The following is a 26,394-nucleotide window of genomic DNA, read 5'->3' on the forward strand; positions in this document are numbered from 1 at the left end:
TCAGGCTCCCTTCACGGCGGAGCGAACGAGAACGATGCCGCCCTTCGGGCCCGGGATGGCGCCCTTGATGGCGAGGATGCCGTTCTCGACATCCGCGGAGACGACGGTCAGGTTCTGCACGGTGGAGGTCACATGACCCATGCGGCCAGCCATGCGCTTGCCCTTGAGAATGCGGCTCGGAGTCGCGCACGCGCCGACGGAACCGGGGCGACGCTCGTTCTTGTGGGAGCCGTGGGTACGGCGGTAGGACTTGAAGCCCCAACGCTTGATGGTGCCGGCGAAGCCCTTGCCCTTGGTGGTGCCGGTCACGTCGACCTCAGCGCCCTCGGCGAAGACGTCGGCGTTGAGCTCCTGGCCCACCTCGTACTCGGTGGCGTTGTCCTCGCGCACCTCGACGAGGTGACGGCGCGGGGTCACACCGGCCTTGGCGAAGTGGCCGGCGAGCGGCTTGGTGACCTTCGTCGGGTCGATCTGGCCGTAGCCGAGCTGGACGGCGGTGTAGCCGTCGGTCTCCGGGGTCTTGATGGCGGTGACGACGTTGGTGGAGACGTCCACCAGCGTGACGGGCACGAAGAAGCCGTTCTCGTCCCACACCTGCGACATGCCGAGCTTCTTGCCCAGCAGCGCCTTGCGATCCTTATGTTGCGACATAGCGGTTCCCTCCTCCCTTACAGCTTGATCTCGATGTTGACGTCCGCAGGCAGATCGATGTGCATCAGGGAATCCACGGCCTTCGGGGTCGGGTCCACGATGTCGATGAGACGCTTGTGCGTGCGCATCTCGAAGTGCTCGCGAGAATCCTTGTACTTATGAGGAGAACGGATAACACAGAAAACGTTCTTCTCGGTCGGCAGCGGAACGGGGCCAACAACAGTTGCGCCCGCGTTCGTCACCGTTTCGACGATCTTCTTCGCCGATTGGTCGATGACCTCGTGGTCATAGGACTTAAGCCTGATGCGGATTTTCTGTCCCGCCATTGCCGTCCGCCCTTTCTAGCGATTCGTGTACTGGTTTCCAGCCTGCTTCTTCAGGGCACCGGCGCGCATGGCCTCCCTTGGACATACGTCCTCTGGCGGTCATCCGACATCAGTGCACGGCACCACGAATCGCGCTGGCGATCCGCCGGCCCGTGCTCGCTTTGTTATTTCCAATGTGCGAGCCCAAATCAGGCAACTTGAGTATCTAATCACCGGGCTTGGACGAGCGCGCCCCCGCGACACGCCGTCACCGTATAAGGCAGGCTCATGCCGTCGTCACCGCCAGCACGGCGACGAAGATCAGCAGGGTGGAGACCATCTCGACCATGCCGGCGACGACCGGCTTCACCCGTCGGCGCGAACCGATCCACGGCAGCGCGACCGCGCGCGCCAGCAGCCAGACCGCGGCGAGCTGCGCCCACAGAAACCGCGCGTGCATCCACGCATCGGACCCGAAACCTGCCGCCGCGGACCACGCCCACCAGGTCACGCCCGCGAACAGTGCCGCATGCCACGCGATCGATGCGACGAGGTACGCGCGGCTCCCCCGCTCGCGAATCATCGTCTTGACGAACAGCACCGAACCGAACTGCGTCACCGCGAACACGGCCGACATCATCACCGCCGTGGACGGCATCATCACATGCAACGGATTATGCGCCCCATACGAGGCGACGACCGTGGCCATCAGCGACGAGGCGAGCACGGCCACCGCGTTGCCCCACAGGCTGCGTTCGCGCCTGAACCATGCGGCGAGGAACGAGAGCGCGGCCAGCACCATATATAAGGGAGCCCAGCGCAGTATGCCCGGATTGACGATGATGAATGGAATCCCGAACACGGCCAGCGCCGCCCCATACCCCGCCACGGGCATCCGGTACCGCCGCGCAAACCGGGATTTGAGCCACCGCGCCGCAACGAACTGCACGCAGTAGCACAGCGCCCACAGCACGACCAGCCACACGGAATCCCGGGTCGGACCTCCTGCGACAAGCCCGGCCGCCGCGGGCGCAAGCGCCATCACCCACGCTCCCGGCTGGTCGGGAATCCAATCCCGCACGCCCGTGGCGCGGGACTTTGCGGGAGAGCCGACGGGAGATTTCACAGGGGCCTTCACCGGCTTGGGCACATCACTCATACGCCCAGTCTAACGGTGCTAACAGTGCTAACAGTGCTAACAGTGCTAACGGTGCAGGCGGTTCAGGGCGCGGCGGGCCACGTCGTGCGAGGAGCCCGCGCCGTTGCCGCGCACGCCGAAGGCGACGAGCAGCACCATGACGAAGCACAGCGTGGCGGAGATGCGCAGCGCCCACTGGATGCCGGCGATGTTCGCGAGCGTCGCGGACATGCCACCCGCATGGTACATGGCGGTGAACGTCTCCATCAGGATCACGAGGATCGGCGCGCCCATCGCGCCCGCCACCTGACGGGCCGTGTTCGTCACGGCCGAGCCGGCGGAGATACCGGAGGGCTCGAGGCAGTTGAGCGACCACGTGGTGATCGGCATCAGCAGCGACCCCATGCCGATCTGACGCACGAACTGGCAGATCGACACCCACCAGATCCACGTGTCGGACGAGATGAGGCTCATGCCGATCGTGCCGACGGTGAGCATGATCGCGCCGAACAGGGCGACGGGCCGCGCGCCGAAGCGGTCGAGCGCCTTGCCGCCGAACAGCTGGGAGATGCACTGGCCGATCGCGCCGGGCAGCATGATGAGGCCGCTCATCGTCGCGGAGTAGCCACGGTCGTTCTGGATGTAGAGCGGCATGATCACCAGAATCGAACTGAACGCGAAGAACGCGAGCGACGCGGTGATCGTGCCCACGGTGAACGAACGGTTCCTCAGCACGCCCAGGTCGAGCAACGCCGGCTCGGGCCTCTCCCCACGCGCGACGCCCTCACGGTAACGGCGCGAACGGCGCACCTGACGCGCGACGAACCAGATGATGCCGACCACGCCGACGAGCATCGACGCCCACACCATCGGATGCGTGAACGGATAGTTCTCGATGTTCGTGAATCCGAACATCAGTCCACCGAAACCGAACACGGACAGGGCGACGGAGAAGAAGTCGGCCCGCGCGGTCGCGTCGTTCTCGCCGAAATCATGCAGCCACAGCACGGCGGCGACGAGCGAGAGCGCACCGATCACCGTGAGCGTGAGGAAGATGGAACGCCATCCGTTCGCGTCGGTCTGGAGGCCGCCGAGCGTCGGGCCGATGGCGGGGGCGACGCTCATCGCGATGCCCACGGTGCCCATCGCGGCGCCGCGGCGCGACAGCGGGAATATCGAGAACACGGTGATCTGCAGGACCGGCCACATCACGCCGGTGCCGACGGCCTGCAGCACGCGGCCGGCGAGCAGGACGAGGAACGTGGGCGCGAGCCACGCGCACACGGAACCGAGCGTGAACACGATCATCGACGTGATGACGATCTGGCGCGTGGAGAAGCGGCGCGTGAGGAACGCGGTGAGCGGCACCATCACGCCCATCACGAGCTGGAACACGGACGTGAGCCACTGTCCGGTGGTCACGTTGATGCGGAATTCGTCGACGATCGACGGCAACGCGGCGGACAGCTGGAGCTGCGTGAAGTTGCCGACGAACGTGATGAACGTGAGGATGGCGAGCGAGACGAACGCCGTGTGCGTCAGATGCCCGTCAACGTATGATTCCTCACGCGTGAGCGTGCGCTTCGATCCCAGCTTCGTCACCATATGCCGCATACTTCTTCCCGTGCGATTCCCGAGGGGATTCGGCCGCCCTCGACCACGATGCGGCTCCCCCAAAGCACGCGAATACGCTATACCCAGCCGTGCCCAATCCACACGCAATCATGCTGTGAGCGAGGTCACGGCGGCGGATGCGGGAATCCGCGACATCTTCCTTGCCTCGCCGGAGGCGGTCATTTATATTACGGAATCGTGAGCGAACTGAAGGGCAAATCGATCGAACCGATCCACGATCACCGCGCGAACGTGCTCTACCAGCACGGCACGCTCGCATTGCTCGTGCCAGGGCTGCTGGAAGGCACCACGACGATGGGCGAACTGCTCACCCACGGCGACACGGGCATCGGCACCGGCGAAGGGCTCGACGGCGAGATCATCGTGCTCGACGGACGCGCGTGGAAGGTGGGACGCACCGGCGAGGTGGAGGCCGTGCCCGACGACCTCACGCTGCCGTTCGCGAACATGCACCGGGCCGCGTTCCAATACCAGTGCGAACGCAGCGACATCGGCCTGGAGGAGCTCAACCGGCGCATCGTCGAGGCGAACGGACGCGCGAACACGTTCTTCTCCGTCATCGTGCGCGGCACGTTCAGCTTCATCAAGACGCGCGCCGTCATCAAACAGCAGGCGCCGTACCCGACGCTCGAAGAGGTCGCGGACCGGCAGGCGATCTTCCTCGGCCACGACGTGCGCGGCACGATGCTCGGCTACTTCTCCCCCGTCATGTTCCACGGCGCGGCCGTCGCCGGATTCCACGAGCATTTCCTCGCCGACGACCACTCGATCGGCGGCCACGTACTCGACGCGGTGCTCGAGCGCGGCGAAATCCTCAGTCAGGTGTTCGACACGATGGTCACGCACCTGCCCGTCGACAATCCCGACTACCGCAATCACGACTTCACACGCGACAACATCGCCGAGGCGATCACCAACGCGGAAGGCGACGTGAAGGCGGACTGAACCGGACCGGCCGGCGCGTGCACGTCCGCGGCGTCGCGGCACGCGCGCCGACGGAACGTCGCGCCGGAACCGGCGTCCCGCTCGTGACCGGCCTAGCGTATACTGTCTGCGATTCGACCGCAACCGCGAGACAGAGGACGAGAGAGATGAGCGACAACGAAGCCGGAACGACGGCGGAAGCGCGCGCCGACGCCATGACGGCGACGGCGACCGACGCACCGGCCACCACCCCGCCGGACGACCCGACCACCGGCACCGAGAAACACACGAGGCACGCGCTGCACACGAACCTCAAGCGCGGCATGGAGGCGCGGCATCTGCAGATGATCTCGCTGGGCGGCGTGATCGGCACCGGTCTGTTCCTGAGCTCCGGCTACACGATCCAGCAGGCGGGGCCGATCGGCACGATCCTCGCCTACGCGATCGGCGCGGTCATCGTGTACCTGGTGATGCTCACGCTCGGCGAACTGTCCGTGGCGATGCCGGTGACCGGCTCGTTCCACGTGTACGCGGAGAAGTTCATCGGACCGGGCACCGGCTTCGTGATCGCCATCCAGTACTGGCTCACGTGGACGGTGGCGCTCGGCTCCGAGTTCACGGCGGCCGGCCTGCTCATGCAGCGGTGGTTCCCGCACACGCCCACATGGATATGGTCGGCGGCGTGCATCGCACTGATCTTCACGCTGAACGCCCTATCCGTGCGGTTCTTCGCCGAGGCGGAGTTCTGGTTCGCCTCGATCAAGGTGTTCGCGATCTGCGCGTTCATCCTGATCGGCACGCTCACGATCTTCGGCATCATCCCGATGAAGGGGTACACACACGCGCCGATGTTCGACAACCTGTTCAAGGACGGCGTCTTCCCGAACGGCTTCATGCCCGTGTTCGCGACGATCCTCACCGTGAACTTCGCGTTCTCCGGCACCGAGCTGATCGGCGTGACCGCCGGCGAGACGCGCGACCCGGAGAAGGCGGTGCCGAAGGCGATCCACACGACGCTGTGGCGTCTCGTCCTGTTCTTCATCGGCTCGATCGTCGTGATGAGCGCGCTGATCCCGTGGCGTCAGGCGGGCGTGGGCGAAAGCCCGTTCGTGCTCGTGCTCAACTCGGTGGGCATCCCGTATGCGGCGGACATCATGAACTTCGTCGTGCTCACGGCCGTGCTCTCCGCCTCGAACTCCGGCCTGTACGCCTCGACGCGCATGGTATGGTCGATGGGCCACGAGGGCATGATCCCGCGCTGGTTCGCGAAGACGAACCGCCGCGGCGTGCCGATGCTGGCCCTGTGCGCGGCGATGGCCGGCGGCCTGCTCGCACTGCTCTCCTCCGTGGTGGCGGCCTCCACCGTGTACCTCGTGCTCGTGGCCCTGTCCGGCCTGTCGGCCGTGGTGGTGTGGATCGCGATCGCGTACTGCCAGATCGTGTTCCGCCGCCGCTGGGTCGCCTCCGGGCATACGGCCGCCGAGCTCAAGTACGCGACGCCCGGCTACCCGTGGACCTCGTGGGGCGCGTTCATCCTGTGCACCGCCTCGTTCCTGCTCGTGTTCTTCGACAAGGAGCAACGATTCGCGCTCGTCGCCGAGCTGCTGTTCATCGTCGTGTGCTATGCCGCGTACTTCGTGCAGAAGTGGTGGCGCGACAAGCATCCGGCGGCCGAGGTGCAGCTGCCGTAAAGCCGTGGATAACCGTGGATAACGGGCTGCGGCCCTGGAAGCCGTCGCGATTGCGACGGCTTCTGCGTTGGAAGGGGTACATTCCGGTTCCGTGGGACGCGTATCTGGCTTGTGAGGGGTACCTTTCCACGGATATTCCGGGTATGGGCCGCGCCATTGCATGCCGGCAACCGGGAATATCGCGTTGCAGGCACCCCTCGCAACGCAGATAGGTGTCGGCTCAGGAGAGGCGGTACCCCTCCAAAGCGATATGCCCCTCCGTTTGCCGTACAGGGGCCGTATAGTGAAAGCGTGAACGGCTCTGCGAAGGTTCCAGGTGCTCCGGCGACCGCGACGGCGGCCGCCCCGGTGAAAAGCGGGCGGATCGCCGCCTGCGCGTTCGGCGTGGCCATGCTGCGCGTGTTCTGGTGGACGACGCTGGTCGCCGGCATCGCGTTGGCGGCGTCTCTTGTGACGATGTTGACGGCCTCATGGCCGGCCCCTTGGGTTCCCGACGGCTGGACGACGTGGCTCGCCGCGTTGGGCGGCGTCGTGGTGGTCGAATCGGTGGTCTTCTGGATCGGCATCATCACCGTATATCTCACGTCGGTGCAGCTGGGGTTGAGGATCCGCGTGATCGGCGTCCTGTGCGGCTGGATCCCGATCGCGAATCTCATCGCGTTGCACCATATCATCCGCACCGTGGCGGAGGAGGTGCGCTTCGAATCGGCGAAGGAGCGGCTGGATCGGGCGCGTGCCGGCGCACGCGTGTGCGCGACCCGCTACCCGGTCCTGTTCGTGCACGGCGTCTTCTTCCGCGACACGAAGGCGCTCAACTATTGGGGCCGCGTGCCGGCGGAGCTGGAGCGCAACGGCGCGGTCGTGTACTACGGCGAACATCAGTCGGCGGCGTCCGTGGCGGACAGCGCGCGCGAGCTGACCGAGCGCATCCGACGGATCGCCGAGACGACCGGGTGCGGGAAGGTGAACGTGATCGCCCATTCGAAGGGCGGGTTGGACATGCGCTATGCGATCGCGCGATGCGGCGCCGGTCGATGGGTGGCGTCGCTGACGACGATCAACACGCCGCACCGCGGCTGCGGGTTCGCGGATTATCTGCTGACGAACATCCCGATGGCGGCGCAGCGGCGCGTCGAGGCGGCGTACAACATGGCCGCTTCGCATCTGGGCGACAAGAAGCCCGACTTCATGGCCGCGGTGCACGACCTCACGCAGGCGGGCTGCGCGCGACTCAACGCCGAGATCGGGGATGCGGTGTTGCTGGAGTCCGGGGCCCGCGCGGCGGCGGGTGGTGCGGCCGCATCGCCCGGCACGGTGACGGTGCCGGGCGATGCGACGGCAGTGCCGGATTCCGGGCCGTTCGCTGGCATCCTGTGCCGCAGCGTCGGGTCACGGCTCGCGCATGCGACGACCGGCAAGTTCCCGCTGAACTTCACGTACCCGCTGGTGAAGTGGTTCGACGGGCCGAACGATGGACTGGTCGCGCGGCCGTCGTTCCCGTGGGGCGAGAGCCTCACCTGGCTGGAGCCGAACGGCGTGCGCGGCATCTCCCACGCGGACATGATCGACCTGAACCGTGAGAACATCCCCGGCTTCGACGTGCGCGAGTTCTACGTGGGATTGGTCGCCGATCTGAAGCGCCGCGGGCTATGAGAGGCAGCGCGAATACGCAAAAGGCCACCGCTTGTGGCGGTGGCCTTGGTGGTGGGCGATGTAGGAATCGAACCTACGACCCCTTCGGTGTGAACGAAGTGCGCTAGCCGCTGCGCCAATCGCCCATATCGCGCGTCGATGCCGCTCGTCCGAGCGAAACCGGCGTTTCGACGAAAAAACCGGCGGACGCCGGTTCCTTCTTCGAGTGGAGCTAAGGGGATTCGAACCCCTGACCCTCTCCATGCCATGGAGATGCGCTACCAGCTGCGCCATAGCCCCGTGTTCTGTTATGCCCGCGCCTGCCGAAGCAACCACGTTCGTGGGCGATACAAGATTCGAACTTGTGACCCCTTCCGTGTCAGGGAAGTGCGCTACCTCTGCGCCAACCGCCCGGGTCGTCTTCAGACCGAATCACTCCGGCCTTCCGAGAGCGGACAACGGGACTCGAACCCGCGGTCTCAACCTTGGCAAGGTTGCGCTTTACCAACTAAGCTATGTCCGCAGCTGTTTGCTGCTCCGTGAAGCAACGAGTGAATAACATACGCGAGTTTCCACCATCATGCAAATCGAGACGCTCCATCGGCGTGTCGCGCGCGATTCCTGGAGCTTCGCAGCACGTCTCCGCCATCGCGAAAACCGCACGAAATCGCCGATAATGACGCATGAGCGCCGCCTGAAGCGCGACTAGACTGAGTGACTGAACGCGATGGGCCGCAACCGGGCGCAACCGGAGACCGCCGAACGACCGGGCGGGCGCGAGCGGCGGCATCGCGACATCGCGACATCGCACGGGAATCGCGCCACACACGCACGGAAGGAGACGCCCATGGGCAACGTGTTCGACTATGTGACCGGCGAACGACGCCCGCTCACCGATCCGGACGCGCCGTTCAACGAGGTCGACGCGCTCGTGTTCGCCTCGCTCTCCTACGAGGATGTGGCGCGGCTCTCCCCCACGCTCGCGCTCGACGAGACCAAAGGCAAGAGCAACGGCGGCCGCGGCGGCTCGTTCGCGGCCCGGCTGCGCGCGTTCGAGCCGCGCCACCCGTGGCTGTGGGTCAAGGGGTTGGTGCGCGAGCCGTTCGAATCGGTCACGCTCGCCGAGGCGGAACAGGCGCTGCATCGCGAGCTCACGGGCGCGGTCAGCGGCGGCGGCGACATTGGCAACAGCAGCGACAGTGCCAAAGACGGCGACGATACGGACGCTACAGACGGCGATACCGGTCATACCGGCGATACGGACGGTACGGCCGGCGTGGCCGACACAGGCAAGCCGGACGTGCAGATGGTCGGTCTGACCGACCCGAACGAGACGCACGACTTCTTCGCCGCCGTGGCCGCCTCGCCGCGGTTCGCGGCGACGCGGCTCGGCGCGGTGGCCGAACACGTGAATCCGGGCGAGCAGACGCAGTTCGCGGCGATGACGTTCATGCTGCCGGACGGCCGGGATTGGCGCGGCCGGCCGCGCGTCAAGAATCCGACGCGCGGCGGCACGCTGGTCATCGCCTTCCGCGGCACCGACGATTCGCTCATCGGGTGGAAGGAGGACTTCAACATGGCCTTCCAGTACCCGGTGCCGGCGCAGCGGGCGGCGAGCGCCTACCTCGACATGGTGGCGCGGCTGTGGCGTGGGCCGATCGTGCTCACCGGACATTCGAAGGGCGGCAATCTGGCGGTGTACGCGGCGATGAACGCGGACGAGGAGGTGCGCCGGCGCATCCGTCACGTGTATTCGTTGGATGGTCCGGGATTCCCGCCGAACGTGGTCACGTCGCGGCAGTATCTGGACATCCAGCCGAAAGTGACGAAGATCGTACCGAGTTCGTCGATCGTGGGGCAGATTTTTGAGACGCCGGAGCCATGCCGCGTGGTCACGTCGGATTCGGACGGGATCATGCAGCATTTCTCGTTCTCCTGGCAGGTGGAGGGCGACCGGTTCGTGACGGAGCCGGATCTTGCGTCGAGTTCGCAGCTGTTCAACCAGTCGTTGAACGCGTGGATGGCCGGGTTGACGGTGGAGCAGCGCGAGCGCGCGGTGGATGCGCTGTTCGCGGTGCTGCATGCGAACGGCGCGACGACGTTCTCCGAGGTGATGGCCGGGTTCCCGGGGTCGATTCCGGCGATGATCGCGTCGATGCTGGGCCTGCCGGCGCAGGACCGGCGTCATCTGCTGGAGGCGGTGGCGATCCTGGTGCGCGCGACGATGGCGCGGCAGTCCGGCGGACAGTCCGCGCGGCAGTCCGGGAACCAGCCCAAGGAACAGCCCACGGAACAGCCCGCATAGCGCAGCGCTCGCCCCATGTCCTCTTATTGGTTATACTGTCTAGACAGATTGTCTAGATTGTTGACGGGAGGGACCATGTCACGACCACGCAGGGACTCGAGCATCCCACCGGCCAAGGAGCGCATGGAGAACGCGTTCTGGGGGCTGCTCGCCGACCGCGAGTACCGCCGCATCACCGTCACCGACATCGTGCATCGCGCGCAGGTGAACCGCAACTCGTTCTACTATCATTTCTCCGGACTGTCGGAACTCGCCGACGCCGCGATCCTCGCCGAGGTGCAGACCTCGCCGCTCATCCAGGAGGCGCCCGATCCGGACGCCGACCCGCAGGAGCAGTGGCGCAAACGCGTCACCCATTTCATGCATTCGCCGCGCGAACAGCAGCGTCTCGACCGCCTCGCCCTGCTCGCCGGGCCGCACAGCTCCCCCGAACTCGTCGAATCGCTGCATGATTTCGCGCGATTGTCGCTGATGCAGACGCTTGACCTCGACGCGGACCATCTGGACCTCAAAACCGATCTGCTGCTCGATTTCACGGCCGGCGGCCTGCTGTCGATCCTCAAACGCTGGCCGGAGCTACGCCAGAGCGTCTCGATGGACGACCTGCTCAACGAGGACGTGGCCGTGCTCGCGATGGGCATCTACCTGTCCATGTCCAAGGAGAACATGCTCGCCTACTGGAACCGCATCTACAACAAGTAGGAGGGCGACGGCACCCCCTCAGACGGGCTTCGCCCGCCAGCTCCCCCTGAAGGGGGCGCAAGAGGTTGGACATGCGCCAGCCGGTTCCGCGCCCCCTGAAGGGGGAGCTGGACGCCGTAGGCGGACTGAGGGGGTGTGCGGTTTCTCACAGAGGGGAATCATCGCGTCATCATGGCGTTTCCCGCGTCGAGGCGACATCATGGAGACATGACGAACGAGACGAACGCAATGAACGCGACTGGCGACGGCACGATGCGGACGGACGGCGGACCGGCGCCGGCACCGGCGCCGGTCCGCATCGAACACGACTGCATCGGCGAACTGGCCGTACCGGCGAACGTGTATTGGGGCATCCACACGCAACGCGCGATCGGCAACTTCCCGGTCTCCGGCATCACCGATTCGGCGCACCCCGAACTCATCCGCGCCTACGCGACGGTCAAGCGGGCCTGTGCGGGCGCGAACGAGGAGCTGGGGCTCATCGACGCGGACAAGGCGCGGTTCATCCGCGAGGCGTGCGTCGAGATCGAGGGCGGCAAGCTCGCCGACCAGTTCCCGGTGGACGTGATGCAGGGCGGCGCGGGCACGTCGTCGAACATGAACATGAACGAGGTGATCGCCAACCGCGCGTTGGAGCTCGCCGGGCACAGGCGCGGCGACTACGCGTACATCCACCCGAACGACGACGTGAACGAGTCGCAGTCGACGAACGACACATATCCGGCGGCGTGCAAACTGGCGCTGATCGACGCGATCCATCCGCTCGCCGAGGCGACGAAGCGTCTCGCGAAGGCGTTCCACGATCTGGCGGACAAGCACATCAACGACGTGACGCTCGGCCGCACGCAGCTGCAGGACGCCGTGCCGATGACCTACGGGCAGGAGTTCCACGCGTTCGCGACGCTGCTCAAATCCGATCTCGCCGGTTTCGAACGGCTCGTGCCGCAGCTCGCGCAGCTGAACCTCGGCGCGACGGCCATCGGCACCGGCATCTGCGCGGATCTGCGGTTCCGGCGCGCGGCGACCGAGCATCTGGCGCGCATCACCGGCCTGCCGATCACGGCGGCGCCGGACCCGGTGGCGGCGATGACCGACATGGGCGCGTACGTGTCGACCTCCGCGGCGCTGAAGAACCTCGCCGTGCACCTGAAGAAGGCGGCCGACGACCTGCGTCTGCTCAACTCGGGCCCGCGCGCCGGATTCAACGATCTGGACGTGCCGGCGCGTCAGGCGGGTTCGAGCATCATGCCGGCGAAAGTGAACCCGGTGATCCCGGAATGCGTGAACCAGTGCTGCTTCATGGTGTTCGGCATGGACGTGACGGTGAACTGGGCGGTGGCCGAGGGCCAGCTGCAGCTCAACGCGTTCGACCCGGTGATGGTGCACGAGCTGCTGACCGGCATGTCGCTGCTCACGAACGCGATGGACGTGTTCCGCGTCAACTGCATCGAGGGCATCGTCGTGCACACCGAGGTGGGGCGCGCACACGCCGAATCGACGCCGTCGATCGCGGCCGCGCTCAACCACTACATCGGCTACGAGCGGGGTTCGGCGATCGCCGCCGAAGCGGTGCGTTCGGGCCGCACGGTGCGCGAGGTGGCCGGCGAGATGACCGATCTGCCGGCGGAGAAGCTTGATGAGATCCTCGATCCGATACGTCTGGCGCGTGGATTGGGTCAGACCTGCCGCGAGCACCGGGAGTAGGGAGATTCGGGAGTAGGGACCGGAACGACACCCCCTCAGTCCGGCAGGCACCCCCTCAGTCCGGCCTACGGCCGGCCAGCTCCCCCTGAAGGGGGCGCAGACTGAATTCGCGCCCCCTTCAGGGGGAGCTGGCGCGCGGAGCGCGACTGAGGGGGTGCCCGCCGCGCGCGACACGCCGACGTGCGGTTTTGCGGATATTCTCCGGTGGATATGCACCGGCTTCCAGCCCCCGCGTTTATCGTGGTGCGCATGGAAAACTTCGATGACATGATTGCGGCCTGGTTCCGTGCGAACGCGGGCAAACTGCTGTGGCTGTTCGTGGTGGTCGCCGCCGCGTGGGTGGCGGACCGCGTGCTGCGACGGCTGCTACGCAAGGTGCTGGATAATTCGCAAATCCCCAGCGCCTCCATCTTCATCAACCTGATGCGCGTGGTGGTCTGGTGCGCGGCCGCCACGATGGTGCTGCAACCGGTGTTCGGCATCAATCCGACGACGTTGGTCACCGCCCTCGGCGTCGGCGGCGTCGCGTTGTCCCTCGGTCTGAAGGACACGATCGCGAACGTGATCGGCGGGTTCGGGCTGATGCTCGGCCGCGTGATCCAGCCAGGCGATCTGGTGTCGATCCAGGGCGTGACCGGCACGGTGAAGGACATCACGTGGCGTCATTCGATGATCGAGACGCGCTCCGGCGACCAGATGGTCATCCCGAACTCGATCCTCAACACCGCCTCGCTGACGAAGCTCACGACGGTCACCGAAGGCATGGCCACGGTGCCGTTCACGGTGAAGGGCAGCGCCGACCCGGACGAGGTGAGCCGCGACATGCTGCGGCGCGTGGAGGCGGGTGCGAGCGCGGTGCTGCGGCCGGAGAACCCGCCGCTGGTGAAGTTCACCGGGTTCTCCCCGTACGGCGCGGAGGGCGAAATCCTGCTGTTCGTGCGCGACGGCGTGCTGCTGTCCACCGCGAAGGACCGCGCGGCGCGCGCCATCGCCACCGCCGACTACCTGGTCAAGGACGGCGGCGCCTCCGAGTAGAAACGGCATCGCGCAGCGATGGCCAACCTGCCCCTGCCTCCCTCTGACGAGGGAGGTGGCATCGCGAAGCGATGACGGAGGGAGAGACCGTGGTCAGAAGAGCGTGATCAATCCCATCTGCCACAGTCCGAGCACGACGGTGAGCAGGATGTAGACCGCCATGCCGGGGTTGAGGAACGCGAGGCGCGCGCCGTACCACTTCGGCAGCTGTTCGGGCGGGTCGTAGAATTCGATGCGCTTCACGTTCACGCAGATCAGCGCCACTCCGGCGATGACGAGCAGGACCATAAGCACCCCGTACAGGCCGAGCAGCATGACGCCCATCATGGCGACCGGATCGTGCTCGGCCACGCGCATCATCTCGGCCTCGCCCGCCGAACCGCCCATCATCTTGGCGACGTCGCCGCCGCCGGCGCTGATGAGCTTCAGGATGCCGGGCGCCACGAGCGAACCGGACGCGTTGATCACCATGTGCATGATCACCGGGTAGCGCAGCCGGCTGGTGCGCATGTACGCGTAGCCGAACACGAGACCGAGTCCGAACGCGTAGAAGAACTGGTACAGGTTCATGTGGAACAGCGCGAACGCGAACGCGGACAGCACGATGGCCGTGCGTTCGCCGTAGCGGCGCGTGCGGTCGATGATCTGCTTGCGGAACAGCCATTCCTCGAAGAACGGCGCGAGCAACACGACGAACAGCACGTCCACCCACGGGTCCACGTGCAGGATCATCTCGGAAACGCGGTTCGTGGCCGTGCCTCCCGAGATCACGCCGGACAGCCACGTGCCGATGATGTTGCCCGCCATCATGATCGGGAAGCACGCGATCATCAGCGTCCAGAACCGTTTCGCGCCGAGCTTGAACTCGCGCGCCTTCAATGCCGGCACATGGGAGAACACGCTGAGCCCCAACGGCATCGCGACCGCATACAGCGGCCCCGACGAGATGAGCATGGAGAGCCACATGGGAGCGCCGCCCGGGCCGGGGAACAGCGGCCGCAGCAATCCGGACAAGACGATGTTCAATCCCACCCAGAACGCGATCATCACGCACAGGCCGACGCCGATCAGCGTGAACCGCCGGTGCGCCTCCATGAAGAACGGCCGGTACGGGTCTCCCGACTGAGACGTCTGGGACGGTGTCATCTGCGACGGTGTCATCTGCGGCTGTTCATCACTCATACGTCCCAGCTTACGGCACTCGATGCCAGCGCAAAACTATGGGCGTGACTAGTCACGACTATAATAGTCACGCCCATAGTAAAGGCCCCCATCGAATCAGAACACGACCGGAGCAACAGACCCCGCTGGGCTCCATCACAACTTTCCCCGTACGTTGTTGTCAAAAGTGTGCTGTTCCGACACTTTTAACATGTTAAAAGTGTAGTGACCGCACACTTTTGACAACAACCGCCGTGGGAGGCCGTGCGGGACGGCGCAAGGCGACGCGGAACGGCGCATGCCACCGGCACACCGCCGGCACGCCACACAAGGCGATTCAGCAGGCGAGCGCGGCGACGGGGCGCGGCGTGACGATCACCTCGTCACCGACGGCGAGACCGGCGGGCAGCTCGTTCGCGGGCAGCTGCACGGTGACCTTGAGCTGTTCGCCCTTGTTCCAATGCCGGTATTCGCCGCTGGAGATCCCGCAGTCGACGCGGGCCACGGCGCCGAGGAAGTGAATCACCTCGACGCGGGCGTGCTCGCCGGCCGCGGACGTGGCCTCGCCGGCGCGCACGAGCGCGATGTTCTCCGGGCGCACGAGCACGGCCACCGGATCGCCTTTTCTGGAGCCGGGCAGCAGCGGCACGCGCTGGCCGAACACGACCGCCTCCTCGCCGTCGGAGGCGCCGGGCAGACAGTTCGTCAGACCGATGAACGTGGCCACGTATTCGGTGGCGGGACGCTGGTAGAGGTCCTGCGGCGCGGCGATCTGCTCGATGCGGCCGTGGTTCATCACACCGATGCGGTCGGCGACGGCGAGCGCCTCCTCCTGATCGTGCGTGACGAACACGGTGGTGGTGCCGGTGTCGAGCTGGATGCGGCGGATCTCGTCGCGCAGCTGGACGCGCACTTTCGCGTCGAGCGCGGAGAGCGGCTCGTCAAGCAGGAGCACGCGCGGCTTGATGGCGAGCGCGCGGGCGAGCGCCACGCGCTGCTGCTGGCCGCCGGACATCTGCTGGGTGAACTTGTTCGCTTGGTCGGCGAGGCCGACGAGTTCGAGATGCTCCATGGCGACGCGGCGACGTTCCTCACGCCCGACGCCGCGCACTTCGAGACCGAATTCGACGTTCTCGACGGCGGTCATGTGCGGGAACAGCGAATACGCCTGGAACACCATCGACATGCCGCGCTTGTTGACGGGCACGCCGGTGACGTCCTGTCCGCCGACGAGGATGCGGCCGCCCTGGATGTCCTCGAGGCCGGCGAGGGAGCGCAACGCGGTGGATTTGCCGCAGCCGGAGCCGCCGAGCAGCACGACCATCTCGCCGGGCTTGATGTCGAGGTTGAAGTCGTCGAGCGCGTGCACGGTGGAGCCGGGGTAGATCTTGACGACGTCCTGCATCCGGATGCCGCCGCCGCGGGTGGCGGAATCCTTGAGCAGGGCCTTGGCGGCCTTGGTCACGTCCTTGCCGCGCACGCCTTCGAGCGTGGCGGTCGGGTCGTTCTTGAACTCGTGTTCGGCCTGCTTGTGTTCGGCCTGCTTGGCGCCGCCGGCCGTGACGTTGTTCTGTTGCGCGAGAGACATAATCGGTTACTTGCCTTCCTTGGTTTCGCCCGTGCGCGTCCTGCCGATGTGTTCAGAGATGAGGTCGAGCGCGATGAGCAGCACCACGCCGAACAGCAACGCGAGCAGCGACATGGCGGTGGAGATCTGGGAGTTGGATTGGCCGAGCTGGTAGAGCGCGACCTGCAGGTTCATGCGGCCGAGCAGCGAGGCGACGGTGTATTCGCCCAGCACCACGGCGATGGAGATGAAGCTGGCGGACAGGATCGACTGCCACAGGTTCGGGATGATGACGCGGAAGAAGACCTTCGGCCAGGAGGCGCCGAGCGAGCGGGACGCTTCGACGAGGGTCTTCACGTCGATGGAGTTGAGTCCGACGGCGATGGCGCGGAAGGCGAACGGCATGACGAGCACGACGTAGGCGAAGCACAGCCAAATCGGGTTGGTGTCGAGCACGGCGGAGCTCAGCCAGCGGTAGATGGGGCCGAGGCCGACGACGAGCACGATGGCGGGGATGGTCAGCGGCAGCGTGGCGATCCATTCGATGGCGCGTTCGAGCGCCTTGGAGCGGATGTGCACGATCACCATGGTGGGGACCATGAGCAGCAGCATGAGCACGACGGTCACGACGCACAGGCCGAGCGAGACGCCGAGACCCTGCCACAGGACGGTCAGGTCGGCGCCGAGCGATTCGCCGTTGCCGGTGAAGATCGCGATCCACGGGGCCGCGGACCAGCGTCCGGACAGCGGGTGGCGCAGCGTGAAGACGAGCATGGAGATGAGCGGCACGAACAGGAACGCCAAGGTGACGAACAGGATGACGAACTTGATGACGCTCTGCCTGCGCACGCGGGCGGCGCGCAGTTGCGGCGGGCGGTTCGACGCCGCGACGGTTTCGGTGGTGGTGTTCACTGCCAACGTCCGGCCCTCTTTTCCACGGCGTGGCTCAGCAGCATGACGATGGCCACGACGATAATCATTGCGAATGCCAGCACTTGGGCGAATCCCTGCTGGTTGGGGTCCATCTCGTTGCGCATCGCGCCCTGAATCATCAGCGGCACGAGGATCGAACGCTGCGAGAACAGGGCCGCGGCGGTCGCGTACGCGGAGAACGCGGAGGCGAACAGCAGCAGGAACGCGGAGATGAAACGGGGGGTGAGGATCGGCAGGGCGATGCGCGTCCAGTACTGGAACGTGTTGCCGCCGAGCGACTCGCACGCCTCGCGCCACTGCGGTCGGATCGAATCGACGGCGGGCAGGAAGATGATGATCATCAGCGGAATCTGGAAGTAGCAGTACACGGTCACGAGGCCCGGCAGGGAGCTCAGCCAGTTCGGGTTGACGGTCAGTCCGGTCACCTGTTTGATGAGCATCGTGCCGATGCCGTTGATGCCGATCGTCGCGATGAACGCGAAGGCGAGCATCACGCCGCCGAACTGGGCGAGCACGGAGGAGATCGCGGAGACCAGGCGCCGCAGCAGGCCGTTCGGCTTCGAGCCGATGACGAGCGCGTAGGAGGCGAGGCCGCCGACCACCGCGCCGATCACGGAGGACGCGACGGACACGAGGATGGAGGTGACGAACGCGGAGACGGTGTTCGGTTCGAACAGTTTGCTGAAGTTGTCGAGCGTGAAGCCGCCGTCACGGGTCTGGAACGCGCCGACGACCACGATGACGGTCGGGGCGAGCAGGAAGCACGCGGTGTACGCGAAGAACGGAATCGTCACCGCGAAGGTGCCGAGCTCCTTGCGATGCCTCGCGAGCGCGGAGGAGGATGTAGCGGACGGGCCCGCGGCCTTGCCGGCGACGGACCCGTTCTGTGCGATTGACGCAGTCATGGGATCGGTTCCCTTGGTCTGACGTTCGAACCGGCTCAGTTGCCGATCGTCTTGTCCCAGTTGTTCTGGAGCCACTCGGTGATGCGGGTGGCGTCGTCGTTGGTGTAGCTGACCGGCTTGCCTTCGATGGTGATGGCGTCCTTGAGGGTCGCCTGGTCGACGGTGCCGTCCTGCTTCATCGAGTCGAGCAGCACCGGGTTGGCGCCGCCCTTGAACCACAGGTTCTGGGCTTCGGCGGTGTACAGGTACTCCTCCCACAGGCGGGCGGCGGCCGGGTGCGGCGCGTCCTTGTTGATGGCCTGGTTGTAGTAGCTGACGACCTGCGCCTTCGGGAAGGTCTTGTACTCCCAGTTGACGCCCTTGCTCTTCAGCTCCTTCTTGTAGGAGGCCTGGTTGTAGGTCCAGTCCATGACGACGCCGGTCTGGCCGGAGTCGATGGTGCCGTTGGTCACGTCGACGGTGGTGAGGTTGCCGGCGTCCTTGAGCTTCTTGAAGAAGTCGAGGCCGGGCTGGACGTTCTTGATGTCGCCGCCGGCCAGCTGGTTGACCATCAGGTAGCCGTTGAAGGCGGCGCCGGCCTCGGCGGGCTTGCCGTTGAGGGCGACGGTGCCGGCGAACTTCGGGTCGAGCAGGTCGTTGAGGGACTTGATCTCGCCGTACTTGTCCTTGTTCCAGCCGATGGACATGATGCCGGTGTAGTCGGCGTAGTAGGCGCCGTTCGCGTCCTTGTCCTCGTCGGGGATCTTGTCCCAAGCCTGCACCTTGTACGGGGCGAAGGAGTCGGTGGAGGTGGCGGCGATCTGCTGGCCGAGGTCGAAGACGTCCGGCGCGGCGTCGGTGCCCTTGTTGGTCTTGGCGGCGTCGAGCTCCTCCTTGGAGGAGGCGTTCGGGTTGAGCTCGGTGATCTTGATCTTCGGGTACTTCTTCTTGAAGGTGGAGATGACCTCGCCGTAGTTGGACCAGTCGTGCGGCAGGGCGATGACGTTCAGCGCGCCCTCCTTCTCGGCGGCCTTGACGAGGTCGTCCATCGTGCCGAAATCGGCGAGGGAGGTGGCCTTGGCGGACTTCTGGTCGACGGTGACGGACTTGCCGGTGGAGCCGGAGCCGTTGCTGGAGGAGGCGTTCGACGAACCGCAGGCGGCCATCGAGAACGCGAGCACGGTGGCGATGGCGCCAGCCGCGATCTTACGCAGGTTCTTCATGGGTGTTCCTTACTCAACTTGCCTCTAGGGAGTTGCCTCTAGGGAATCGGGGGCCTTCATCCGCGCCGTGGGCGCGCGGCCCGTAATCCAATTGAGAAAGGTACGTCCGTTATCCGTCCCGACACCGACGCCCCGGTGAACGCCGCGCGACCTTGCGCGACGGATTGATGAACACTCGGAATCCGTAGATGAACTGCGACGATTACGCTGTCCGCATCGACATTCGGACGGCGGAAACACGCGGGGAGGGTCCCGTCAATGGCGACGGAACCCTCCCCGACAATCGACCAATCGACCAATCGACCGGCATCGACCGGCATCGACCGGCACCCCACCGGCCCTCACCGGCACGCAGGCGCCTAGCGCAGCACGCCGTCGATCAGGCGGGTGATGAGCGCGGTGTAGCTCACGCCGGTGGCGTCCCACGCCTTCGGGTACATGGAGATCGGCGTGAAGCCGGGCATCGTGTTGATCTCGTTGACCATCACGGTGCCGTCCGCCGTGACGAACGTGTCCACGCGGCTCAGGCCGGCGCCGTCGACCGCGACGAACGCGCGGCGGGCCACGTCGCGCACGTCCTCGAGCACGCTGACCGGCAGGTCGGCGGGCACCTCGACATGGCTGGCGGACGCGTCCATGTACTTGGAGTCGAAATCGTAGAACTGGTCGTCGTCCTGATGGTCGAGCACGATCTCGCCCGGCCAGCTGGCCTCCGGCTCGTCGCCGGGGGCGGCGGAGAGCACCGCGCATTCGATCTCGCGGCCGTCGATGCCCTGTTCGATGAGCACCTTCCAATCATGCTTGCCGGCCTCGGCGATGGCCGCGCCGAGCTGGGAGGCCTGCGCCTCGGGCGAATCGGATTCCTCGACCTTCGTCACGCCGAAGCTGGAGCCGGCACGCGACGGCTTGACGAACAGCGGGTACGTGAGGCCCGCCTCGGCGACGCGCTGAAGCGCCTCCTCGGGGCGGACGGAACGCGCGTCGACCATCACGCCGGGCGCGGTGGGGATGCCAGCCGCGTTGAGCACGACCTTCGTGTAGTGCTTGTCCATGCACGCGGCGGACGCGAACACGCCGCAGCCGACGTACGGCACGTCCATCATCTCGAGCAGACCCTGCACGGTGCCGTCCTCGCCGTACGGGCCGTGCAGCACGGGGAACACGGCGTCGACGTGGCCGAACGGTTCGAGCGTGCCGTCCGCGTTGCGCGCGAAGAAGCCGTCCTGGCCGAGCGCCACGTCGAGCACGACGTCGCGCGCGCCGGCGGTGCGTTCGACGGTCGGCAGCGCGCCGCCGTCGAGGTTCCAGCCGCGCGGGTCCTCGCCGTCGACGATCCACTTGCCGTCCTTGGTGATGCCGACCGGCACCGCCTCGAAGCGGTCGGTGTCGAGCGCGTTGAGCACGCCGGCGGTCGAAATGCAGGAGATCGAGTGCTCGTCGGCCCTGCCGCCGTACAACACCACGATGCGCTTCTTGGTCATAGTCGTTTTCTCGTCCGTTTCTTTATCGTTCTTTGCCGAATTACCGAATCGTTCCGGGTACCGTATCCTACTCCGCGGCGGCTCTGCGTCCACCGCGGCGGTTCCGCGACTATTCCGCGGTGATCTCGCGGCCGAACAGCAGGGACAGCATCTCGGCGCAGGAGATGCCCTCGTCGAGCACGCGGCTCATCGCGTAGGCGAGCGGCGTCGGCACGCCGAGCTCGTCGCCGAGCGCGACGACGGCGTCGGTGGTGGGCACGCCTTCGGCGACGCCGTTGCTCACCTTCGTCGCCTCCTCCTTGCTCAGGCCCTTGCCGAGGTTCGCGCCGAACGTGTAGTTGCGGCTCAGCGGGGAGCCGCACGTGGCAATCAGGTCGCCCACGCCGGCGAGTCCGGCGAACGTCTTCGGGTCGGCGCCGGCGGCCTTGCCTAGCGCGGTGAGTTCGGCGAGTCCGCGCGTCTCGATCATCGCGGCCGTGTTCTCGCCGTAGCCGGCGCCGCGCGCCATGCCGACGGCGAGCGCGACGACGTTCTTCAGCGAGCCGCACATCTCCAGTCCGATGACGTCGGTGGTGACGAACGCCTTGAAGTATTCGGTGGTGCACGCCTTGGCGACCTTGGTCGCGTTGTCGAGGTCCTCGCAGCCGACGACGGTCGCGGCGGGCTGGCGCAGCGCGATCTCCTTGCTCAGGTTCGGGCCGGAGATGGCGGCGAAGCGCTCGGCCGGCAGGTCGAGGGATTCGCGCACGACCTCGTCCATGCGCTTGTTCGTGTTGCGTTCGATGCCCTTCATGAGGCTCACAACGATTGCGTCGTCGGGGATGAGACCCTTGAATTCGGCGAGCGCGACGCGCGCGAACTGCGCGGCGATCGCGACGACGACGATCTCGGCGTTCCTGACCGATTCGGCGCGGTCGCCGGTGGCGGTCATGTTGTCCGGCAGATGCTCGATGAACGGGAGCCTCACGTGGTTGCAGTGGTTGTCGCGGATGCCTTCGACGATTTCGGGCTCCATCGCCCACATCGTCACGTCGTTGCCCGCGTCGGCCAGCACCTGGCCGAACGCGGTGCCCCATGCGCCGGCGCCGAGAACAGTGATCTTCATGCTATGTGATTCCTTACTTTCGGTTCGTGACTGTTTCGTGACCTTCGTGCCATGCTACTCGCCGCTCACGCCGAGGCGATCGGGGTGCGGCTCATCGTGCGGTAGTCCCAGTAGCCTTCCTTCGGGAACTTCTCGCCGCGGATCTCCTCGAGCAGTTCGTTGAGGCGGATGAACATGCGCCATTTGAGCGCTTCGACGGCTTCGGCCGGCGGCTCGTCGCCCCAGTCCTCCATGCCTTCGAGCAGGTCCGAGTAGTCGAGCTGGTGGTCGTAGCACATGACGACGTTCTTGCGCGGCCACGGCCACCAGTGGTTGATGGAGGCGGCGCCCCAGGTGGCGGCGCAGAACAGCGGCACCTGCTTGCCGAGCCGGCGGGAGGCTTCGAGCGCGATGTAGGCGGCGCCCTCCTTGATGCTCATCACCCATTTCTGCGGGTCGCGGGTGACGGTGCCTTCGGGCCAGACGGTGAGCGGGCGGCCGGAGATGAGGATGTCGATGGACGTCTCCTCGATCTCCTTGGCCTTGCCGGAGTGGCGTTGGACCGGCTGCATGCCGACGATCTGGAACCATTTGCCGATGATCGGCCACTTCGCCATCTCGGCCTTGGCCATGTAGCGCGGGCGGCGGCCCATGTGGAACAGGCTGGCCATCGGCACGAACACGTCGAACATGGTCACGTGCGATGCGGCGGTGATGAACGGGCCGCTTTCGGGGATGTTGTCGAGTCCCCACGCGTAGGTCCGGCAGCTCGCGTTGAAGACGACGTCAACGCCTTTGAGCAGACGCCTCGTGCCTTTCGGGTTCTGCGCGTCGATCTCATGCTGGTTGACGCTGCGGTCAGTGCCGGTGGGCAGGTCGCGCATCGGGTCGACGAGATGGTGCTTCTTCGCGAGTTCGGCGACGCGCTCGTCCGAGAGGGGCTTGACCGCGGAGCGCGGCGACGGTTTTCCTTTGGATGCCATGCGCCTTATTGTACGTTCGCCCCCTACCGCGGTCCGTGCGCCGAGCCGGGCGGATGCTCCGGCTACGGCCCCCTCAGTCCGGCCTCATGGCCGGCCAGCTCCCCCTGAAGGGGGCGCAGAACAGCCCCACGTACAGGCCCCCTCTGACGAGGGGGCTGTCCGCGTAAGCGGACTGAGGGAGAGATACCGGGAACCGTTACGTTCCAGCTATCTCTCCCCCAGTCTCACTCCGTTCGACAGCCCCCTCGTCAGAGGGGGCCTGGATGCGTATGGCCGTCAGTCGATGTCGGCGCCGAGCTGGTGGAGCTTGCCGCGGAAGTCGGCGTAACCGCGGTCGATCAGGCTGATGCCCTGCACGTTGGACGGGCCCTTCGCGGCGAGCGCCGCGATCAGGTGGCTGAAGCCGCCGCGCAGATCCGGCACGTCGATGTCGCGGCCGGTCAGCGGGGTCGGTCCGAAGATCACCGCGGAATGCTTGTAGTTGCGCTGCTGGAAGCGGCACGGCAGGGAGCCCAGGCACTCGCGGTACAGCTGGATCGTCGCACCCATCTGCACCAGGGGCTTGGTGAAGCCGAAACGGTTCTCGTACACGGTCTCGTGCACGATCGACAGGCCGTTCGCCTGCGTGAGGGCCACGACCAGCGGCTGCTGCCAGTCGGTCATGAAGCCGGGGTGCACGTCCGTCTCGATCGCGACCGGCTTGAGGTCGCCGCCCGGATGCCAGAAGCGGATGCCCTTGTCGGTCACGTCGAATTCGCCGCCGACCTTACGGAACACGTTGAGGAACGTCATCATCTCCGGCTGGGTCGCGCCCTTGACGAAGATGTCGCCGCGGGTGGCCAGCGCCGCCGACGCCCAGCTCGCCGCCTCGATGCGGTCGGTGAGCGACGTGTGCGTGTAGCCCTTGAGCTCCTTGACGCCTTCGATGCGGAACGTGCGGTCCACGTCCACGGAGATGATCGCGCCCATCTTCTGCAGCACGGCCACGAGATCCATGATCTCCGGCTCGATGGCGGCGCCGGACAGCTCGGTCTTGCCCTCGGCGAGCACGGCGGCGAGCAGCGTCTGCTCGGTCGCGCCCACGGACGGGTACGGCAGGTGGATCTTCGCGCCGTGCAGTCCGTTCGGCGCGGTGATGTGGATGCCGTCCTTGTGCTCCTTGTCGACGTTCGCGCCCAGCTTGCGCAGCGTCTCCAGATGGAAGTCGATCGGACGGCCGCCGATGTTGCAGCCGCCCAGCGCGGGGATGAACGCCTCGCCCAGACGGTGCACCAGCGGACCGGAGAACAGGATCGGGATGCGCGACGAACCGGACAGCGTGTCCACGTCCGCCACGTCGGCGAGCTGGACGTGCGTCGCGTCGATCGTGACGACGCCGTGATCGCCGTCCACGTCGACGTCCACGCCGTGCAGACGCAGCAGATCGGACACGACGTGCACGTCGCGGATCTCCGGAACGTTCTTCAGCACCGACTTGCCCGGCGCGAGTAGCGCGGCGACCATCGCCTTGCTGACGAAGTTCTTCGCGCCACGCACCTTGATTGTGCCGTTCAGCGGCTTGCCGCCTTCGACGTGCAGCACGTCGTTCTCGTTTTCGCCCACGATTACCTCTTTCGATTCAACAGGACCGCGAAACACTATCAAACAGTGTGCCATAAGGCATGTGCGAACACCGTGAAACCCGTGGCGATGCGGCTGGCGGCGTAATCCCCGCGCCACCGGCCGCACGCCGCCGCGACCACCACGCCGACTGTGACGCGCGTCACAATCGCGGGCGATCGCCGCGTGCCCGGCGGACCCGCCGCCGTCGCTTTGCTATGGTGGGCAACAGAGGTGAACGTTCACGGAAGGCAGGCGATCGAAGACTGCCGGAACGCACCACCCGCACCACTACGCAAAGGAGCATAATCCATGACCACCGTCGCCATCGTCGGATGCACGCACGCCGGCACCTTCGCCGCCACGTCGATCCTCGCCGAGCATCCCGATTGGACCGTCCACGTGTTCGAACGCAACGGCACGCTGTCGTTCCTCTCGTGCGGCATCGCGCTGTGGGTCGGCGACCACGTGTCCGACCCGAAGAAGATGTTCTACTCGTCGCCCGAGGCGCTGGCCGAGGCGGGCGCGACCATGCACATGCGCACCGACGTGACGTCCATCGACGTCGCCGCCAAGACGCTCACCTACCGTCCGGTCGACGCGATCGGCGTGGGCGTGGGCGACGCGGCCGGCGAGGAGCAGACGCTCCACTTCGACAAGCTCGTCGTCACCACCGGCTCGCGCCCGGTCGTGCCGCCGATTCCCGGCATCGACAGCCCGCACGTGCTGCTGTGCAAGAACTGGGACCACGCCATCGCCATCAAGGAGAAGGCGAAGGAGGCGAAGTCGGCGGTCGTGATCGGCTCCGGCTACATCGGCGCGGAGATCGCCGAGCAGTTCTCGCTCACCGGCGTGAAGACCACGCTCGTCGACGGACTCGACCGCCCGCTCGCCAACAACTTCGACAAGAAGATCACCGACCAGGTGGCCGCCGCGTTTGAGGAGCACGGCGTCACGCTCGCGCTCGGCCAGAAGGTGACCGCCTTCCGCGACAACGACGACGACACCGTCACCGTCGTCACCGAGAAGGGCGAGTACACGGCCGAGATGGCGATCCTCGCGGTCGGCTTCCTGCCGAACACGGATCTCCTCAAGGGACAGGTCGACATGCTGCCGAACGGCGCGATCATCGTCGACGACTACATGCGCGCCTCCGTGCCCGACGTGTACGCGTGCGGCGACTCGGCGACCGTCTTCTACAACCCGACCGGCAAGCACGACTACATCCCGCTCGCCACGAACGCGGTGCGTCAGGGCCTGCTCGTCGGCCGCAACATCGCGGAGCCGACCGTCAAGTACCTCGGTACGCAGGCGACGAGCGCCGTGCAGCTGTACGACCTGTCGCTCGCCGCGTCCGGCCTGACCGCAGCCGGCGCGGAACGCCGCGGGCTCACCGTGCGCGAAACCGAACTGACCGAGGACTACCGCCCCGACTTCATGCTCACCACCACGCCCGTCACGTCGATCCTCACGTGGGATCCGGAGACGCGCGAGGTCAGGGGCGGCCAGTTCTGCTCGAAGGCGGACATCTCCGGTGCCGCGAACGTGATCTCGATGGCGATCCAGGCGAAGTTCACCATCGACCAGCTCGCGAACGTGGACTTCCTGTTCCAGCCGAACTTCGACAAGCCCGTCTACTACGTCGGCGCCGTGGCCATGAAGGCCGCCGCCGAAGCCTGACGGACTCCCCATTGCCTCCCTCTGACGAGGGAGGTGGCCGCCGAAGGCGGCCGGAGGGAGAGATAGCCGCAACATCA

At 66.2% G+C, this 26,394-nt stretch carries 20 protein-coding genes, 4 tRNA genes and 1 pseudogene; 8 read left to right on the forward strand and 17 right to left on the reverse strand.

All coding sequences use genetic code 11. The features are described from left to right. From rplC to AC1AYN_RS04595, 4 genes are all read right to left on the reverse strand, one after another. The gene (gene rplC / locus AC1AYN_RS04580) at nt 1-651 is read right to left on the reverse strand and encodes a 50S ribosomal protein L3 (RefSeq protein WP_034527320.1); all 651 of its coding nucleotides are present in this window, start codon (nt 649-651) and stop codon (nt 1-3) included. A 17-nt stretch (nt 652-668) separates the two neighbouring features. Beyond that, on the reverse strand, nt 669-977 hold the full coding sequence (gene rpsJ, locus AC1AYN_RS04585) for a 30S ribosomal protein S10 (RefSeq protein ID WP_003827292.1): 309 nt from the start codon (nt 975-977) through the stop codon (nt 669-671). A gap of 265 nt (nt 978-1,242) precedes the next feature. Continuing rightward, on the reverse strand, nt 1,243-2,115 hold the full coding sequence (locus tag AC1AYN_RS04590; protein ID WP_476532351.1) for a YwiC-like family protein: 873 nt from the start codon (nt 2,113-2,115) through the stop codon (nt 1,243-1,245). Between the two features lie 45 nt (nt 2,116-2,160). Beyond that, entirely contained in the window at nt 2,161-3,708 is a 1,548-nt protein-coding gene (locus AC1AYN_RS04595) for an MDR family MFS transporter (RefSeq protein ID WP_476532352.1), read from the reverse strand. 198 nt (nt 3,709-3,906) lie between these two features. Between AC1AYN_RS04595 and budA the strand changes: the two genes are divergently transcribed. From budA to AC1AYN_RS04610, 3 genes are all read left to right on the forward strand, one after another. Beyond that, nucleotides 3,907-4,674, forward strand: a complete 768-nt coding sequence (gene budA, locus AC1AYN_RS04600) for an acetolactate decarboxylase (RefSeq protein WP_476532353.1) — start codon at nt 3,907-3,909, stop codon at nt 4,672-4,674. A 146-nt stretch (nt 4,675-4,820) separates the two neighbouring features. Further along, entirely contained in the window at nt 4,821-6,344 is a 1,524-nt protein-coding gene (locus AC1AYN_RS04605; RefSeq protein ID WP_476502913.1) for an amino acid permease, read from the forward strand. A gap of 291 nt (nt 6,345-6,635) precedes the next feature. Next, complete coding sequence (locus AC1AYN_RS04610) at nt 6,636-7,997, forward strand: esterase/lipase family protein (protein WP_476532354.1); 1,362 nt, start codon at nt 6,636-6,638, stop codon at nt 7,995-7,997. Between the two features lie 49 nt (nt 7,998-8,046). Here the strand turns inward: AC1AYN_RS04610 and AC1AYN_RS04615 are convergent. The 4 genes from AC1AYN_RS04615 to AC1AYN_RS04630 all read right to left on the reverse strand — a co-directional run bounded on the left by AC1AYN_RS04615 (nt 8,047) and on the right by AC1AYN_RS04630 (nt 8,499). Next, nucleotides 8,047-8,122 (reverse strand) — tRNA-Val (locus AC1AYN_RS04615). 81 nt (nt 8,123-8,203) lie between these two features. Beyond that, nucleotides 8,204-8,276 (reverse strand) — tRNA-Ala (locus AC1AYN_RS04620). Between the two features lie 41 nt (nt 8,277-8,317). Then, nucleotides 8,318-8,389 (reverse strand) — tRNA-Val (locus AC1AYN_RS04625). A gap of 37 nt (nt 8,390-8,426) precedes the next feature. Further along, a tRNA-Gly gene (locus AC1AYN_RS04630) sits at nt 8,427-8,499 on the reverse strand. A 324-nt stretch (nt 8,500-8,823) separates the two neighbouring features. On the opposite strand from AC1AYN_RS04630, the pseudogene AC1AYN_RS04635 reads away from it, so the two are divergent. From AC1AYN_RS04635 to AC1AYN_RS04650, 4 genes and pseudogenes are all read left to right on the forward strand, one after another. Further along, a pseudogene (locus AC1AYN_RS04635) lies at nt 8,824-10,324 on the forward strand (DUF2974 domain-containing protein). Nucleotides 10,325-10,356: 32 nt separating this feature from the next. Beyond that, nucleotides 10,357-10,983, forward strand: a complete 627-nt coding sequence (locus AC1AYN_RS04640; protein WP_476502915.1) for a TetR/AcrR family transcriptional regulator — start codon at nt 10,357-10,359, stop codon at nt 10,981-10,983. 252 nt (nt 10,984-11,235) lie between these two features. After that, nucleotides 11,236-12,687, forward strand: coding sequence for an aspartate ammonia-lyase (locus AC1AYN_RS04645; RefSeq protein ID WP_476502943.1), 1,452 nt, complete (start codon nt 11,236-11,238; stop codon nt 12,685-12,687). Nucleotides 12,688-12,936: 249 nt separating this feature from the next. Further along, the gene (locus tag AC1AYN_RS04650; RefSeq protein ID WP_476532355.1) at nt 12,937-13,722 is read left to right on the forward strand and encodes a mechanosensitive ion channel family protein; all 786 of its coding nucleotides are present in this window, start codon (nt 12,937-12,939) and stop codon (nt 13,720-13,722) included. Nucleotides 13,723-13,815: 93 nt separating this feature from the next. Here AC1AYN_RS04650 and AC1AYN_RS04655 read toward each other — a convergent pair whose 3' ends face one another. From AC1AYN_RS04655 to murA, 9 genes are all read right to left on the reverse strand, one after another. Then, on the reverse strand, nt 13,816-14,904 hold the full coding sequence (locus tag AC1AYN_RS04655) for a lysostaphin resistance A-like protein (protein ID WP_476502917.1): 1,089 nt from the start codon (nt 14,902-14,904) through the stop codon (nt 13,816-13,818). 316 nt (nt 14,905-15,220) lie between these two features. Then, nucleotides 15,221-16,471: an ABC transporter ATP-binding protein gene (locus AC1AYN_RS04660; protein WP_476532356.1), complete on the reverse strand. Its 1,251-nt coding sequence runs from the start codon at nt 16,469-16,471 to the stop codon at nt 15,221-15,223. A 6-nt stretch (nt 16,472-16,477) separates the two neighbouring features. Then, entirely contained in the window at nt 16,478-17,368 is an 891-nt protein-coding gene (locus AC1AYN_RS04665; RefSeq protein WP_476532357.1) for an ABC transporter permease subunit, read from the reverse strand. Next, the gene (locus tag AC1AYN_RS04670; RefSeq protein WP_476502921.1) at nt 17,359-18,288 is read right to left on the reverse strand and encodes an ABC transporter permease; all 930 of its coding nucleotides are present in this window, start codon (nt 18,286-18,288) and stop codon (nt 17,359-17,361) included. Before AC1AYN_RS04670 ends, AC1AYN_RS04665 begins: the two co-directional genes overlap by 10 nt. A gap of 35 nt (nt 18,289-18,323) precedes the next feature. After that, nucleotides 18,324-19,490 (reverse strand): ABC transporter substrate-binding protein, encoded by a 1,167-nt coding sequence (locus AC1AYN_RS04675; protein WP_476532358.1) that lies wholly within the window; start codon nt 19,488-19,490, stop codon nt 18,324-18,326. 359 nt (nt 19,491-19,849) lie between these two features. After that, nucleotides 19,850-20,971 carry a D-alanine--D-alanine ligase family protein gene (locus tag AC1AYN_RS04680; RefSeq protein WP_476532359.1) on the reverse strand — a complete coding sequence of 374 codons (1,122 nt, stop codon included), beginning with the start codon at nt 20,969-20,971 and terminating at the stop codon, nt 19,850-19,852. Between the two features lie 109 nt (nt 20,972-21,080). Then, a complete protein-coding gene (locus AC1AYN_RS04685; protein ID WP_476532360.1) occupies nt 21,081-22,076 on the reverse strand; it encodes an NAD(P)H-dependent glycerol-3-phosphate dehydrogenase in 996 nt (331 codons plus the stop codon). Nucleotides 22,077-22,141: 65 nt separating this feature from the next. Next, a complete protein-coding gene (locus tag AC1AYN_RS04690) occupies nt 22,142-23,038 on the reverse strand; it encodes a lysophospholipid acyltransferase family protein (protein WP_476502925.1) in 897 nt (298 codons plus the stop codon). Nucleotides 23,039-23,314: 276 nt separating this feature from the next. Continuing rightward, on the reverse strand, nt 23,315-24,640 hold the full coding sequence (gene murA / locus AC1AYN_RS04695) for a UDP-N-acetylglucosamine 1-carboxyvinyltransferase (RefSeq protein ID WP_476502926.1): 1,326 nt from the start codon (nt 24,638-24,640) through the stop codon (nt 23,315-23,317). Between the two features lie 309 nt (nt 24,641-24,949). Here murA and AC1AYN_RS04700 point away from each other — a divergent pair, with 309 nt between their 5' ends. Then, nucleotides 24,950-26,317: an NAD(P)/FAD-dependent oxidoreductase gene (locus tag AC1AYN_RS04700; protein ID WP_476532361.1), complete on the forward strand. Its 1,368-nt coding sequence runs from the start codon at nt 24,950-24,952 to the stop codon at nt 26,315-26,317. Nucleotides 26,318-26,394: the final 77 nt, after the last annotated feature.

Source organism: Bifidobacterium sp. LH_413 (assembly GCF_056357015.1).

Coding starts and splice junctions, on each gene's coding strand:
- rplC (WP_034527320.1), bottom strand. CDS start 651: ATGTCGCAACATAAGGATCGCAAGGCGCTGCTGGGCAAGAAGCTCGGC.
- rpsJ (WP_003827292.1), bottom strand. CDS start 977: ATGGCGGGACAGAAAATCCGCATCAGGCTTAAGTCCTATGACCACGAG.
- AC1AYN_RS04590 (WP_476532351.1), bottom strand. CDS start 2,115: ATGAGTGATGTGCCCAAGCCGGTGAAGGCCCCTGTGAAATCTCCCGTC.
- AC1AYN_RS04595 (WP_476532352.1), bottom strand. CDS start 3,708: ATGCGGCATATGGTGACGAAGCTGGGATCGAAGCGCACGCTCACGCGT.
- AC1AYN_RS04605 (WP_476502913.1), top strand. CDS start 4,821: ATGAGCGACAACGAAGCCGGAACGACGGCGGAAGCGCGCGCCGACGCC.
- AC1AYN_RS04640 (WP_476502915.1), top strand. CDS start 10,357: ATGTCACGACCACGCAGGGACTCGAGCATCCCACCGGCCAAGGAGCGC.
- AC1AYN_RS04645 (WP_476502943.1), top strand. CDS start 11,236: ATGCGGACGGACGGCGGACCGGCGCCGGCACCGGCGCCGGTCCGCATC.
- AC1AYN_RS04650 (WP_476532355.1), top strand. CDS start 12,937: ATGGAAAACTTCGATGACATGATTGCGGCCTGGTTCCGTGCGAACGCG.
- AC1AYN_RS04655 (WP_476502917.1), bottom strand. CDS start 14,904: ATGAGTGATGAACAGCCGCAGATGACACCGTCGCAGATGACACCGTCC.
- AC1AYN_RS04660 (WP_476532356.1), bottom strand. CDS start 16,471: ATGTCTCTCGCGCAACAGAACAACGTCACGGCCGGCGGCGCCAAGCAG.
- AC1AYN_RS04670 (WP_476502921.1), bottom strand. CDS start 18,288: ATGACTGCGTCAATCGCACAGAACGGGTCCGTCGCCGGCAAGGCCGCG.
- AC1AYN_RS04675 (WP_476532358.1), bottom strand. CDS start 19,490: ATGAAGAACCTGCGTAAGATCGCGGCTGGCGCCATCGCCACCGTGCTC.
- AC1AYN_RS04680 (WP_476532359.1), bottom strand. CDS start 20,971: ATGACCAAGAAGCGCATCGTGGTGTTGTACGGCGGCAGGGCCGACGAG.
- AC1AYN_RS04685 (WP_476532360.1), bottom strand. CDS start 22,076: ATGAAGATCACTGTTCTCGGCGCCGGCGCATGGGGCACCGCGTTCGGC.
- AC1AYN_RS04690 (WP_476502925.1), bottom strand. CDS start 23,038: ATGGCATCCAAAGGAAAACCGTCGCCGCGCTCCGCGGTCAAGCCCCTC.
- AC1AYN_RS04700 (WP_476532361.1), top strand. CDS start 24,950: ATGACCACCGTCGCCATCGTCGGATGCACGCACGCCGGCACCTTCGCC.